This window comes from Methylopila sp. 73B, assembly GCF_000526315.1.
GTDB lineage: Bacteria > Pseudomonadota > Alphaproteobacteria > Rhizobiales > Methylopilaceae > Methylopila.
In genome coordinates this window covers 740,069-754,710 of the sequence record NZ_JAFV01000001.1, presented here as the reverse complement: position 1 = coordinate 754,710, position 14,642 = coordinate 740,069, and the positions used below count along the sequence as shown (strand labels likewise).

The window sequence follows — 14,642 nt, the reverse complement described above, 5'->3', positions numbered from 1 at the left end:
CGGTCAGCAGGGCGTGGCCGATGGGTGCTGAGCGCTGGTCATGAAGGCGACCTCGGTCCGGTTCTTGGCCTTCAGCTTCCGCATGATGTTGCGGACGTGGACCTTCACCGTGCTCTCCCGCATGTTCAGCTCGTAGGCGATGATCTTGTTCGCCTTGCCCTGCCGGAGCGCGTCCACCACCGCGGCCTGCCGCGCCGTGAAGCGTCCCGCCATGGCGAGCGGGTTCGTCTGCGCCCCCTCGCAGATCACCTTGCGCGAGGAGGTGAGGCTGCTCGCGGGGATGTAGGTTCCGCCGACCGCGACGAGCTTCATCGCTTCGACCGCGACGCTGAGGCTCACGCTGGTCGGCACGTAGCCGCACGCTCCAAGGTCCAGCGCCTCCAGAATCTGGGGCGCGTCCTCTTCGTCGCCCATCAGGACGATCCGGCAACTGGGAGCCGCCTCGCGCAGCTGCGCCATCGCGTTCATCACAATGTCGTCGGAGGCCCGGCGTCCGCCGATGCCCAGCATGATCAGGACGTCGCCGTCGTCGTCGTCTGAGATCGACGCCATCCAGTCGATCACGCTGGCGAAGGCCGCGATGCGGCCGCTCGGCCACCGCGCCTGCAGGCAGCTCGCAACGCACTCGAGCACGATGTTGCGAAGCTCTATGACAACGATGCTGTCCCACCGATTAGCGATGCTCGCGTCACTGACAATCGCATCGCCCATTACGTATCCGTCAAACGTCATAACAGCTTCCCCCATGTTCTGACTATTTGATTATGCGGCTTATGAGTCGCAAAACTTGATTATTATTCTAAACTACAAATCTCCAGATGCAGATCATATCTCCTAACCTGAGATCGACAGGTCCGCTTCAAAATCTACCGTCCAGTATTCGTCGAATTGCTCAGAGCTTAGATATTAGCGAATGTGAATCGCTTACTATTAATCTGGGTTAATAAAAACCCGTCATAATTGCAGCGCACAGACGCCGCACCACCGCCGGTTATCTAAGCAATTTTTCGAACGCAGTATTGCTCCATCACCCGAATGGCATAGACCGTCACGCCGCGGGACGACCCGCCGTTTCCGTCCGCCGAAAGACATAAAAAGCCGCGGAGGGCCGATCCCTCTGCTGCTCGTCTCCAACGGACGGCAAGCGCTTCGAAGCAACCACTTGGATATTTGAAGTATATCGACGGACTCAGCGCGTCAGGCTGCGGGACGGCACGCGACGCACAACCCGTCCGCGAAGTACTGGAGACGGGAGATCCGACGAAGGGCGGCGTTCGCCACGCGCGACTGCGGCGACTTCTCCGCCCAGTACACCCTCCAGTCCATCGGCTCGAGGCCGACCATCGACAGCAGCCGGCTGAGCGTGGAGACCGAATAATAGGCGACGTGCTCGGGGTGCACGATCTCGTTCCGGCCGAACAGTCGGGCGGTGAGCTTGATCGAGGCGTGGTTGGGGGTGGTGATGAGGATACGCCCGTCCGGCCGGCAGACGCTGCGCAGCGACGACAGGAAGTCGCCGGCGTTGGCCACGTGCTCGAGCGTCTCGCCGGCGACCACCACCTCGTACTGGTCGGGCGTCGAGGCGGACAGCGGCTTCTCGCAGTCGGCGACGTAGAGGTTGTCGTAGCCCGCGGCGCGCAGCATCGCGATCCCCTCTTCCGAAAGGTCGACGCCCGCCAGTTCGCGGGCACAGGCGTGCAGGCGCGGGTGCAGCAGCTCCCCGCGCGCCAGCCGGTCCTGCGTGAACGGCATGTCCGCGCAGCCCACGTGGAGCACGTGTTTGCCGCGCGCATAGCGCTCGATGAAGTCCACCCGGTCCACGGGGGTGAGAATCGGCAGCTTCATGGCCTCTTCCTTCTTGCGCCGCGCCGGCCGTCTGCGGGCGGCTCGTTTCAGTCGGATCGCCTCTTGAGACGTCGGCGCAGGGCGGTCCGGGCGATCGCCTGCCGATAGATCCGCTCGAGGTCGCGCGCGCTTCGGCCCCAGCAGAACGTCGTCTCCACCAGCTTGCGGCCCCGCACGCCCATGGCGTCGCGCGCCTCATCCGAGAGCGCGAACAGCGCGCGCAATCCTGCGGCGAGGTCGTCGACCGCGCAGTCGATCGGCATAGCGGCGCCCGCCATGAAACCTTCGGGCAGATTGCATTGGCTCGTGATCAGGGCGGGAAGGCCGTAGCCCCAGGCCTCAAGCACCGCGAGCGGCTGCCCCTCGCTGACGGACGGCAGCACGAAGGCGTCCGCCCTCGCGAAGGCTGCGACCTTCGCCTCGCCGTCGAGATGCCCGACGAAACGCACGGACGCTCCGATCCCAAGAGCGCTCACGAGGTCGACCAGCCCCGCTTCGTAGGCCGGCGTCCCGGAGCCCGCCACGACGAGATCCCATGAACTCGCGTCCGCCGCGTGTTTCGCGGCGGCCCAGGCGGCGAGCAGGATCGCGAGCCCCTTCTTCGGCGTGAGCCGGCCAAGGTAGAGCAACGTCCGCCGCCCGGAGGCGCGCGCCGCAGCCCGGCGCGACGCGTAGCTCTCGACCGCCGGCGCATGCGCGCCGTTGGCCACGGTGCACACCAGGTTGCGCAGGCCGAAGGCGCGGATCGCCTCCCGTTCGGACGCGCAGAGCGCATGCAGCCAAGCCGCCCCGCGCAGGTGCCGGGCCTCGTAGGCGAACAGCGCCGCCGCCTTTTTCCACCGGCTGTTGCCGAGGGCCCAGGGGTCGAGCATGCCGTGAGGGCTGACCACATAGGGACGCCCGGTCTTGGACGCCCACCGGCTCGCGGCGACGGAACCGTACATCCACAGACCGTGCACGTGCAGCACGTCGAGGTCGGCCGCGATGAGCGCTGGTCCGAGACCGGGCCCGAAGCCGAACGAAGTCGGTCCGACCACCTCGAACAGGCGCAGCCGCGCAGGCTTCCAAGCCTCGAAATCCACGACCGCCGCCGATCGGTCGGCGGCGAACACCTCGACCGACACGTCCGGCGAGCGGTGCAGCGCGGCGCAGAGCGCGCGCAGGCTCGCCGGCACGCCGCCGCCGCCGTTTCCGACCGCGCCCACGAGCATGCCGACCCGAATGGGCCGCGCGACCGCTTCGATCGGGTCGGTTAGCGTCGAGAGGTCGATGTGGAGGTTCATGGCGCCTACACCGCCGCGGCGAGCGGAACGGAGAGCGCGGCGGCAGGCGCGCCGTCGATCGCCTCCGCAAGGCGTCGGCCATAGGCCGGAAGATCGAACTGCCGGGCCCGGCCGCGCGCGTTCAGCGAGCACCGCTCGTAGAGCTCCGCGTCGGCGGCGAAGGCCGCCAGCGCGGCTTCGATGGCGTCCACGTCGCGGATCGGGACCACGTAGCCGTCCACGCCATCGCGCACGACGCTGCCCGCGTTCGGCGTGGTGACGACCGGCAGGCCCGCCGCGAGCGCCTCGTAGACGACGGTCGCCGAGCCCTCGCAGATCGAGGGCAACAGGAAGACGTCCGCCCAGGCGTAGTGCGCGGCGATCTCGGTCCGCGGCACGGCGCCCGTCAGCGTGACAGCGTCGGCCAGCGCGACCCGCGCTGGACCCACGACGTCGCAGGCGCCCACCATCCGGAACTCCGCCCTGGCGCCGAGCCGTCGGGCCGCCTCAAGCACGTAAGGAGTCCCTTTCCGGAGGCCGACCCCGCCCACGGTCAGCACGCGCAGCGGTCCGGGCGCCCTGCGGCGCGGCTCTCCCCCCTCGTGCCTGTCAACGCCGTAGGGCACCACCACGCAACGTCCCGGATCGACCCCGCTCGCGATCACGCCGTCGCGCACGAAGCCGGAGCCGCAGACGACCAGATCCGCCGCGGCCCACTCCGCCTGCTCGCGCGCGGCGTAGTCCGCGGACAGGCCATCGAAAGCCGAGACGGCGCTCCATCCCGGGAACCGCTCTTCCTCCTCGAGCACGAGACGATCCAGGATCAGCTTCGGGGCGACGATCTGCTCGACGATGGTCTTCAGACCGCGCGCCCGCATCGCGACGAGGGCCTCGAGGCATTCGCCGCTGAAGCCGTACACGCCGCCCGCCGTCCCCACGCCGTGGCTCTGGACGTGGCTCACGAGGCGCCGCGACAGCTCGCGGCCCGCCCAGAGATGCGCCTCGGTCTGCTCGGTCGGCGTCTTCGCCCGCGCGCGGCGCATGCCGAAGCCGACGCCGACGCTCGGGAAGGTGACCACCGCGGATTCCGGCACCGCGAAGGGCACCCGGCCCGTGAGCCGCCGCAGCGCCGTCGGCATCACGCCGCCGGGGACCGCGCGCAGCAGCTTCGGCCAGCCTTTGGTAGCGCAGATGTCGGTGTAGAAGCGCTGCAGCCGGCTCTGCGCGTGCAGCATGCGTGGCACGGCGTAATGCATCCGCGCGCCGAGCTGGCTGACGATCAGCCTCATCGCGGGCTCGCTCATCGCGCGGTCCTCGCCGGATCGACGCCGAAGACGCTGGGCGCGCCCGACGCCGGCCGGACGGCGCAGGATTCGATGACCGTCCGCCAGGCCGCGAGCCCCCGGCGTCGCGAGAAGCGCTCGTCGAACATGCGGCGGGCCGCGACGCCGAGACGGGCCGCAAGCTGCGGGGTGTCGGCGAGGCGCTCGATGTGGGCGGCGAGAGCCTCCGAAGCCCCGACCGGGACCGAGACGCCGCAGCGGTGGCGTCGAAGCAGGCCCGCCACTTCGCCGTCGACGTCGCCCACGAACAGCGTCGGCCGCCCCGCGGCGGCGATTCCATAGAATTTGCTCGGAACGACCGAAAGCTCGAACTCGGGCAGCAGGGTGACGAGATGGGCGTCGGCCGCCGCGAGCGACTCCGACAGCCGATCCAGCGGCTGGAGCGGCCGGAACGTCACGGCGTCGAGGTTCCGACGGCGGGCCTCCTCCTCGACCCACGCCCTTTGGTGCCCGCCGCCGACAAAGAGGAAGGCGACGTCGTCGCGATGGCGGAGCCGGGACGCGGCGTCGAGCACGGTCGTGAAATCGTGGGCGCGGCCGAGATTGCCGGAGTAGCCGACCACGAATTTTCCGGAGAGCCCCCACTCCTCGCGGAGCCGCGAGGCCTCGCGCGGCAGCGGCGCGATCGCCTGGCCGTCCGACCAGTGGGGGACGACGGCGACCCTGGCCCCGCCGCCGCCCTGGGCGCGGAGCCGCGCCGCCATCCGCTCGATCGGCGCCACCGTCACCTGCGCGCGGCGGACCGTAAGGTTCCTGAGGGCGAGGGCGAGGCGCCCGGTCAAGCCGGTCGGCGTCAGCACGCCGGCGTCGAACGCCGCCTCGGGGAACAGGTCGTTCGACCAGTTCACCAGCACGGCCCGCTTCGCGACGATCGCCGGCCAGGCCGAGACTGACATCAGCGGCGGATCGGTGCAGACCACGCAGACGTCGCCCCGCCGCGCCCGCGCGGCGAGCCGGGCGGCGGCGGCGATGTGGAAGCTCGCGTAGTCCAGCGCCCGGCCGACAAGCGTCGCGCGCCCGAACCGCGCCCCGCCGACCCGGAACACGCGCACGCCCTCGATCGTCTCTCTCGCGGGCAACCGCCGCGTCCCGTCGTCGTGCCAGGCGTCGCTCGCGATCGCCTCCACCTCGAACCCTTCGGCCGCGAGGCCGAAGGCGAGACTGGCGGCCATCCGGCTGGTCGCGGACTGGTCCGGGGCGAAGAAGCGATTGAGAATGATGACTTTCATGCGCGGTCCCCAACCGCGACCCACGCGGCGGTCATCAGGGGACAGCGCACGCCCCGACGCGCCAACCGGGCCGTGCGGATGAAGCGGAGGCGGGGCCTCGCTCGTTCGGAGGAGGGTCCTTCGGGTTTGGGCCGGTCGCCTACGCCGTTCGGGGAGGCCCTTGCGCCTCCGGCGACGGCGGCTGTCTACGGCGCCGGGCCGTTGCCGGTTCGGAAGCCGCTCCAGCGGTCGCCATGGGTGCTCCAAAGCACGCCGCGGCCGGCCCAGAAGCCGATCGATCCAGGGCTCAGCAACAGCCCGCGCACGAAGACGTTGCCACGCAGGACGGCGCCGAGCAGCCGCCCTCTCCCCGGAGGGGCGCTGCGAAACAGCCGCCCGGCCCAGATCAGCTTGAGGCCAGTCACCATGCCGTAGGGCGCGCCGACGACGCGGTTGCGCTCGAACACCGGGGCGATCACGTCGCCGCCGCGGCTATCCCACAGGTCCATGGCGAGACCGATATGGGCGACGTCGCGGATATCGTTCCGGCGGAACACGTTTCCGACGCCGCCGAGCACGGCGGGGTGGGTGTCGTAGCCGAAGGTCAAGCCGGTGTAGATCCCGTTGTTGACCGCGCGGATGCGGTTGCCTTCGACGAGCGTGAAGAACGGCGCTGACACGCTGTCCTGAGGCGTCCCGGAGGTCGCGGCGGCCATCACGCCGTGCCGCATGCGGGAGATGTCGTTGTCGGCGACGACCATGTCGAAGCACAGGCCCCAGACGAGCACGGCGGTCGAATTCGAGTCGTGCGCCGCGTAGGTCTTCCGGCCCTGGAACCGGTTGCGGTAGACCACCGCGCGCTCGGCGACGGGCGTCACATAGAACTGGCTGCTCGTCCGATCGGGCTGCACCGTCCAGGGACGGTCGAAGGTCACCACGTCGCCCTTGATCGACACGACCCGCCGCCGCTGGCCCGCCCCGCGGCCGGCCGCGATCACCACGTCGCCGCGCGTCGCCCCGGGCGCGGGGGAGAGCCGGGGGATCGTTACGGTGGTCGGCGACAGCGCCGAGGCGCGGCCCAGAAGGGCGACGCCGCCGAACTCGAAGATGATCTGTTCGCCCTTGTTGCAGTCGACCGCCGCGCAGTCCCGCGGCGCGGCGTTTCGGGTCTCGTTGCCGCTGAAGTAGGCGTCGCGGACGCTGCCGAAGTGCCCCTGGGCCACGAACAGGCGGCCGATGCCCGACCCGTCGGCCCGCGAGGGATCGGCGTTGATGAGCAGGTTGCCGACGAGCGCGAGCCCCCGCCCGCCCCAACTCGTGACCGCGGCCTCGGCGTCGCTGGTCATGCGGAAGACGTTGTCGGTCACGAAGACCTGCTCGCTCACGCCGAGGAAGCTACCCGCGCCGGTGATCTCATTGCGCTCGATCTCCAGCCCGCGGGCGGAGATCCTCAGCGTCTCGCCGCCCCAGGCGTTGAGACGCGAGTCGGCGATACGGATCCGCGCGCCGCCAAGCGCAATCAGCGCGCGATCCTGCGCCGAGACCCGGCGGTCGGCGTCAATGGTGAGGCGCTCGATCGCGACGTCGCGAACGTCGCCGCCCGCATAGAGGAAACCTTGGGCCTCCAAGGGCGCCGCCAGGCTGAGCGCGGTCGCGTTTCGTCCCGCGCCGAGCCAGCGTACGCCGGACGGCGCGCGGAAGCTGCGCCGCGAGAGGTAGACGCCGCGCCCGAACCGCAAGGTGCTCGGGGCCGCCCGCTCCGCAGCGGCGAGCGCCGCCTCGATCGCGGCGCCGTCGTCGCTGGCGCCGTCGCCGCGCGCTCCGAAGTCGGCGACGTCGACGACGGTCCGCGCGTGCTTCGCCCAAACCGGCGCGGCGCGGATCTTGAGCGTCAGCGGGCCGCTCCAGCCCAGCCGACCGCCGCCGCCGTTGTGCGCCCAGACCTCGTAGGCGCCCGGCTGAAGCGCCGGCGTCCGCACCTCGACCCGGTAGGGATTGGCGGTCACGACGGGCAAGAACCGCCCCTCGTTCGCCGAGGTCTTCAGGTAGATCGCCGCGCGCGAGCCGTCGGGATCGGAGAGATTGCGGCCGAACACGGCGAACCGCTCGCCGGGCGCCGCGGCGTCGGGACCGAGCCACCAAGTTTCGGTGCGGTTGACCGCGAAGGCCGGCCCGTAGCCCTTCGCGGACCGCGCGCGCAGCAGATGCATCGCGCCCGCGGGCAGCGAAGACGGCAACGCGAGCGTCGCCGCGGCCGGCCCCACATAGTCCGGCGCGACGCGGACGACCGCGCCCGGCCGGCCCTTCGCCTGACTGAAGACCTCGAAAACCGTGCCGGCGGCGAAGTCCGATCCCGCGAGCGTAAGGGTCTCGCCTGGACCCGCCGTCCGCAGGCCGTCGCCGATCGCGGGGCCGTTCCCGCCCTCGAGCGCGAACGGCGGATCGTAGGGGTCCGCGCCCGGCGGAACCAGCGGAGGGGCGCGAGGAGCGACGGCGGCGGCCTGCCCCGCGCCCTCCCCGACGACCTGCAAGGCTGCGACCACCACGGCGAAGGCCAGACCGGCGACGAGGCCCGCGCCGCAGAGCCTCGCGAGCGAGCGGCTAGGCATGCCCCATCGCGGCCGCGAACGCCGGCCGTCGCGCCTCCGCCAGACGGCGCTCCCACGCGAGCGCGCTCGCCACGATGCCGTCGAGATCGTCGTGCCGGGCGACCCAGCCGAGGGTCTCGCGGATCCGCGTGGGGTCGGCGACCAGCGCCGCGGGATCGCCCGCGCGCCGCGCCGCGGGCCGCACCGGGAAATCAACGCCGGACGCGCGCTTCATCGCGCCGATCACCTCGCGCACCGACGCGCCACGCCCGTAGCCGCAGTTCGCGACGAGGTTCGGTCCGCCGCCTTCGAGATGATCGAGCGCGAGCATGTGCGCCTGAACGAGGTCCGAGACGTGGACGTAGTCGCGCACGCAGGTCCCGTCCCGGGTGGGATAGTCGTCGCCGAAGCAGTCGAGCCCCGAACGAAGGCCGACGGCGGCCTGCGCGGCGAGCTTGATCAGATGGGTCGCCCGGCCCCCGGACTGGCCCGCGCGCCCGAGAGGATCGGCGCCGGCGACGTTGAAGTAACGCAGCGCGGCGTAACGCAGGTCGTAGGCCAGGCCCGCGTCCGCGAGCATGCGCTCCGTCATCAGCTTCGAGGCGCCGTAGGGCGAGACCGGGTCCAGCGGCGAGTCCTCTCCAAGCGGCTCCGAGGAGGCTTCGCCATAGACCGCGGCGGTCGAGGAGAACACGAAGCTCCGCACGCCCACCGCAACCGCGGCGCCGATCAGCTCCCGGGAGCGGACGGTGTTGTTCAGGTAATAGGCCATCGGGTCGGCGACCGAGTCTGGCACCACGATCGAACCCGCGAAGTGCACGATGGCGCCCACGCGGTAGGTCCGGGCGATCGACGTCACCAGGTCGGCGTCGCCGACGCAACCACGCACCAAAGGCACGCCCGCGGGCACGGCCGCGGCGAGGCCGGTCGAGAGGTCGTCCAGCACGACGACCGGGCGTCCGGCGTCGCGCAACGCGAGGATCATGTGGCTGCCGATGTAGCCGGCGCCGCCGGTGACGAGGACGGTTGACGATGTCATGGGTGCTCCGCCGGGTCTTATGCCCGCGCCGGCGGACCTCCTGGCGAGGCGACCGACGTCGCGGATCACGCTAGCGACGCGGCCTCCCCGCGCGCCTCGGCTCTTCGGCGTGCGCGGCCGGCGTCCATCGCCGAACGGCGTAGATGCGGCGCCTGCTTTTTCGCGGAGGCTCGTACCACCGGGGGTCGTCCATCGGCGTTCTCAGCCTTTTGGACATGGTGAAACCGCTGTCGAAGCGGAATGCGTGGGGCGCAGCGATGTGGTCCGGCGGAATAGAGCTGGCCGAAGCTGAGGAGGACGCCGCGAGACGGCGTTCCGCCCCCGGAGTCCATTGCCCCCGGTCAGGCTCCGAGCGCGTAGCGAATCCGGCGCGCCGCCGCGCGGGACCGGACCTCGACGCGTCCGATGCCGCGCAGCACGTGGAACCGGGCGCGCTCGAACTCCTCCCGCCGCAGCCACCGGTCGTAGCGCTCGGCGATTTCGCCGCTGAGAGCCTCGACCCACAGGGCGGAGACGCGCTCTTGGGTGAAATCGCGCCCCCGGGCGACGCCGTTGGCCACGAAGCGGCGGTAGTCCTGCGGCCCTCGCTTCAGGCGATCGACCGCGGCCACGGCGTCCTCCAGCGTCTCGACGCGAATGTAGTCCACGCCCGGCGTTCCGACCTGCGCATAGGCGGAATCATAGCCCCCGACGAAGGGCGCCTCCGCGAGCCAGGCGTTGATGAGCTTGCTGGGAGGTTTGCCGGGGTAGGTCCGGCGATCGAAGCTACGAACGCCGATCAGCACGTCGAGTTCGCTCACGTCGTTCCAGGCGCTTGGGTCGGGAACCACGAAGTCGACCCCGACGCCCTTGAAGGCCCGCCGCCATTGGCTTTCGCTCAGGGCGAGGTTGCCGTTGAAGGTCTGGCCGACGTAGGCCACGCGTTCGACGCCGCGGCGCTCGGGATTGCGTTTCCTCAGCCGTGGTTGGGGCCAAAGCGGAAGGTAGGTCGCGCCGGCGCCCGCCTGCAGTCGGTTCTGCACGAGATGATGGTGCGCCCAGCGCCGGCCCGGGAAATCCGCGCGCGCGCAGACGACGAAGGCGTCGGCCGAGCCGCCGATGCGGGCGAGATGCGCCGAATGCACGATGTTGATCGCGTCGCGGTGCAACGTGTTGGAGCACCGCACGTTGAGCCGGCCTTGCTCCGCCAGGATCAAGTAGGTCTGCAGGCACCAGCAGAGATCGCCGTGCGCCGACATGCCGGCGGCGAGGTCCGGCGCGCGCTCGAAGCAGTCGTCCATGGAGCTGACGGCCCGCAACCGCGCCATCTGCGCCGAGGATCTGTCGACGACGAAGTTGACCGCCGGCGTCATGGCGGGTCACGGCCCCTTCGCGGACGGCTGGGGAACGAGGCCCGCGCGGAGCGCCAGCCGACGCAGGCCGTCGCTGAGGACGCTCGCGATTGTCCGGTCTGGCCGCTCGTGGCGGAACAACTGGCCGACGGGCGGAAGCAGGCGCATCCGCGGCCGGAGCGCGAGGCCAAAGCCGAGCACGTCGCGGCCGATCGCCATGTCGCCCCGGCAGCAGCGGGCGACGCCCGTCCAATAGGCCGCCTCCGCGAGACGACGGCGCGCCAGCGCATGATGCCGCCGCGCGTTGGGGACGCGAGGCCCGTGATGCTTGAACAGCGTGTCGAAGGCGAGCGCGCGCTGTTCGTAGTCGACGAGAATCCGCGCGTAATAGGCGCGCGACATGTTGGAGCCGTGCAGCCGGTAGACCGCCTGCGTCAACGGCGTGTCGGCGACGTCGCCATAGGCGGCGAGTCGCATCCACATCTCCATGTCGCCGGCGTGCGGCAGCGAACGGTCGTAGCCGCCGACTCTCTTCTGGACGGCGGTGCGGACGATCGCGGACGGCGTCGGCACCAGGTTCCGGATCCGCTCGCAATGCTCCCGGATGAACGCCTCGCCCGATCTCACCCGCCATTCCGGCGGCGCGTCCGGGTCCGAGAAGGCCGGCTCGGGATCGCCCTCGTGCAGGTCGACGCTCCTGCCGTAGGTCAGCGCCACCTTGGGGTGGGCGTCCATCAGAGCCGCCGCCCGCGCCAGCGCGCCCGGGGCGAGGAAGTCGTCCGCTGACAGAAGCAGCAGGTAGGGGGACGTCGCCCAGGCGATGCCCTCGTCGTAGGTCGCCAGCGCGCCCCGGTTCCGCTCGTGGACGATTACCTCGATGCGCGGATCGCCGGCCGCGAGCGCGTGGGCGGTCTCGGCGGAGTCGTCCGGCGAGGCGTCGTCGATGATCAGGATGCGGACGTCGCGCAGCGACTGCGCCTGGACGCTCTCGACGCAGTCTTTGAGGAAATGGCCGTAGCGGTGGCAAGGGATTGCGATATCGACGACGGCCATGGCGTTGACGTGTCCCGCTCTCATGAGGCCCGACGCGTTCCCTGCCCGGGTCGGAGCAAGGCTAGGCGCGGGCGCGCGACCGTCGCCACGCGCCCCTTCGGCCTAAGCGGGGCCTCCAAAGCGGTAGGCCCCGCGCAAACCCTCACGCCGTGGTCGGCTTGAACACGACGTCGACCCAATAGTTCGTCTTGGAGAAGGTCTCGGTCGGGAAGGTCCCGCTCGGGCCGTACTGGTAGACGCCGTTCGGCGCCCCCGCCGCGTCGGCCGGAGCCGTCAGGGAGCCGCTCACGCGCGCCGTCGCGAAGTAGTTGGTGTCGGCGGAGTAGAAGCCGGCGGTGTGGTAGGACGCCACGTAGGTCGCGCCGGCCGTGATCGCGACCGGGGTGGCGAAAAACGCCGTCTGCCAGCCGCTGCCGGTCTCCCCGGCGAAGGAGACCATGGCCAGTTGGGCGCCGGCCGCGCTCCACAGCCGGCCCTCATGGGCGCCGACGTTGCTCGGCCCCTTATAGAAGCGGACGCCGGTGATCGTGCCGGCGACGCTCGCCCGGAAGCGCACGCCGAGCTCGACCGGCGTCGCGTCGCTCTCGGTGACGACCGCGGGCGTCGCCGTGTCCGGGAACAGCGTCTCGCCGTCGATCGGAGGCGCGGGCGGCCCCGCTGCGAAGGTCAGATCGACCCAATAGTTGGTTCCGTCGAAGGAGCCGTCGGGGAACGTTCCCGCAGGGCCATAGGCGAACACGCCGTTCAAAGCGGCGGGCGTGCTCGCCGGCGCCGTCAGGTTTCCTCGCACCCGGGCGGTTCCGAAGTATCCGGGATCAGCCGAGTAGAACGCGTCCGTGTGGTAGGAAACAACGTAGGGCGCGCCCGCGGTGACGTTGATGGGCGTGGCGAACAGCACCTGCTGCCAGCCGCGCAGGGTTTCGTTGGCGAAGGTGGCCGAGCCCAGCGACACGCCGGCCGCCGTCCAGAGCCGCGCCGTGTGGACGCCGACGTTGAGATCGCCCTTGTAGAAGCGAACGCCCGTCACCTGTCCCGAAACCGCCGGCACGAACCGCAGGCCGAGTTCGACCGGGGTCGTGTCCTCGACAAACGGGTTCGCCGGCGCGTCGGCGTAGGTCCACAGGCTCTGGGTGGTGGGCGCCAGCACCGTGAGCGTGCGGCCGGCCGACGGCGTCTCGGTGTTGCAGCTGTCGTCGGTCGCGCGAGAGCGGATGACGTAGCTTCCCGGCGCCTGGGCGTTCCAGGCGAAGGTCCAGGACGCGCGCCCGCTCGCCTTGTTCCAGGTGACGCCGTTGTCCATCGACACCTCGACGCCCGCCACCACGCCGCCGCTGTCGGTCGCCGTGCCCCGCACGACGATGCGCTGGCCTTCCCGCGCGCGGGCCCCGACGGCCGGCGAAGTGATTGTCGAGACCGGCGGCGTCACGTCGCTGGAGGCGGGGGTTGCGACGACGTCCGCTTGCGGCGTGGCGGGCTGGACGCCCATGTCGGCCAGCAGGTTCATCGTCGCCTGCTGGACATTGAGATCGACCGCGGTGGCTTCGTTGTCGTGGTTGGCGTCGAGACCCCAGGCCCAGTAGACCGTGCCCGCCCCGAACACGAGCCCGCCGCCGTTCGGCGCGCGGTAGAGCGTGAGGCTGTGGTTGGCGGTCGCGGCGCCGATGGTCGAGCCGTAGTCGCGCAGGTAGGTCGTGACGTTGCGCGCGGTTTGCGACAGGTCGATCAGGCCGCTCGGCCGGAAGCCGTTGTCGCGGTCCTCGTCCCACTCGTAGCCGAGGTAGTTCTTCACCAGCGAGCCGGTCTGCCCGGACGACAAGCTGGCGAAGCTGGTGTTGCGCCAGAATCGGAAGCGAGAGTTCTCGTAGGGCACCTTGATCGTGTCGAGCCGATAGCTGTCGACCTGGAAGATCGTGCCGGTCAACGCGTTTTCCGGTCGTCCGCCATCGGAGGGCGGCGAGAACCGGGGGTCGCGCCAGGTGCCCGTCCAGGTCGGAGACGGGTCGATCTTGGCGTTGGCGCGGCTCTCCTTGTAGCAGACGAGCGTGCGGTAGGCCGTCACCGCGCCGGCCACGCTCGATTCCCAGCGGGTCTTCCAGTAGCACTCGTTGCCGCTGAAGAACGCGAGGTGGACGCCGGCGTCCCGCGCCGCCTCGACATTGGCGCGCTGCGGGCCGGACCAGTACTCGTCGTGGCCGACCGACAGGAAGATCTTGTGGAGCAGGATCTCAGCGCCGCGCCGGTCGCTGTCGACGCCGGTGGAGTAGGAGACGTCGTAGCCGTTGCGTTCGAGCCAGCGGATCATTGGGTATTCGACGCCGAAGATCCAGTCCTGCGGCCCGCTCTGGAAGTCGTAGCCGCGGGTGTTGTAGGGCCGGTTGTAGCTCACCTTGTACGCCCGGAAGGCCGGAAGGTCGCCGCCGTAGAGACTGTAGCCGCCCCATGAGTTGTAGGCGCACCAGGTGGTGTCGGAGGTCTGGAACAGCAGGTCGCTCGCCGCCCCGTCGTCGCGCACCACGAAGGGGATGTGGTTGACGCCGGCGGTCGCGTCCTGCCGGACGAGCTTGGCGATGTAGAGGCCGGTCACCGCGGTCGACGGCGCGGTCCAGGTGGCGGAGACCGCCCAGTTGCCGCAGTCCACCAGGCCGACGCTCAGATCGCCCCCCGGGTTGGGCTGGGTCTGCGCGGTCGCGAGCTGGCGCTGGATCGTCGCGACCTTCCGCGCGCCGTTTCCGGCGTAGTAGCCGAGGCGGTAGATGTCGATCCGGTAGTTAAGCGAGTTCGTCCGGATCTTGAAGCTTACGGTCTGCCCTCGGTTGACGCTGATGTCGGTCGCGAAGCCGACGATGTTGTCGTCGCCGATCCCGTTGATCATCCATTCGCTCGGCGGATTACCGGGCTTGGCGTTCTCGATGGTGATCTTGTTGGTCGCCGCCTGAAGCCCGTCGTCGCCGGCCGCCATGCGCAGCGCGGCCT

General features: G+C 70.5%; 10 protein-coding genes. All 10 read right to left on the bottom strand.

The annotated features are described in order from the left end of the window. Positions 1–3: 3 nt before the first annotated feature. The 10 genes from K244_RS21445 to K244_RS0103585 all read right to left on the bottom strand — a co-directional run bounded on the left by K244_RS21445 (position 4) and on the right by K244_RS0103585 (position 14,628). Entirely contained in the window at positions 4–633 is a 630-nt protein-coding gene (locus K244_RS21445; protein ID WP_197027143.1) for a response regulator transcription factor, read from the bottom strand. A gap of 564 nt (positions 634–1,197) precedes the next feature. Then, on the bottom strand, positions 1,198–1,845 hold the full coding sequence (locus tag K244_RS0103625) for a methyltransferase domain-containing protein (protein WP_020184884.1): 648 nt from the start codon (positions 1,843–1,845) through the stop codon (positions 1,198–1,200). A gap of 47 nt (positions 1,846–1,892) precedes the next feature. After that, on the bottom strand, positions 1,893–3,128 hold the full coding sequence (locus tag K244_RS22540; RefSeq protein WP_020184883.1) for a glycosyltransferase: 1,236 nt from the start codon (positions 3,126–3,128) through the stop codon (positions 1,893–1,895). 5 nt (positions 3,129–3,133) lie between these two features. Beyond that, on the bottom strand, positions 3,134–4,411 hold the full coding sequence (locus K244_RS0103615; protein ID WP_020184882.1) for a glycosyltransferase family 4 protein: 1,278 nt from the start codon (positions 4,409–4,411) through the stop codon (positions 3,134–3,136). Further along, complete coding sequence (locus K244_RS0103610) at positions 4,408–5,679, bottom strand: glycosyltransferase family 4 protein (protein ID WP_020184881.1); 1,272 nt, start codon at positions 5,677–5,679, stop codon at positions 4,408–4,410. Before K244_RS0103610 ends, K244_RS0103615 begins: the two co-directional genes overlap by 4 nt. Before the next feature lie 185 nt (positions 5,680–5,864). Beyond that, positions 5,865–8,267: a glycosyl hydrolase family 28-related protein gene (locus K244_RS21435; protein ID WP_020184880.1), complete on the bottom strand. Its 2,403-nt coding sequence runs from the start codon at positions 8,265–8,267 to the stop codon at positions 5,865–5,867. After that, positions 8,260–9,285, bottom strand: coding sequence for a UDP-glucose 4-epimerase GalE (gene galE, locus K244_RS0103600; protein ID WP_020184879.1), 1,026 nt, complete (start codon positions 9,283–9,285; stop codon positions 8,260–8,262). The genes K244_RS21435 and galE overlap by 8 nt, the downstream gene beginning before the upstream one ends. 341 nt (positions 9,286–9,626) lie before the next feature. Then, a complete protein-coding gene (locus K244_RS0103595) occupies positions 9,627–10,637 on the bottom strand; it encodes a hypothetical protein (protein WP_020184878.1) in 1,011 nt (336 codons plus the stop codon). 6 nt (positions 10,638–10,643) lie between these two features. Continuing rightward, entirely contained in the window at positions 10,644–11,669 is a 1,026-nt protein-coding gene (locus K244_RS21430; RefSeq protein WP_020184877.1) for a glycosyltransferase, read from the bottom strand. 142 nt (positions 11,670–11,811) lie between these two features. Next, positions 11,812–14,628: a N,N-dimethylformamidase beta subunit family domain-containing protein gene (locus K244_RS0103585; protein WP_197027142.1), complete on the bottom strand. Its 2,817-nt coding sequence runs from the start codon at positions 14,626–14,628 to the stop codon at positions 11,812–11,814. Positions 14,629–14,642 lie beyond the last annotated feature (14 nt).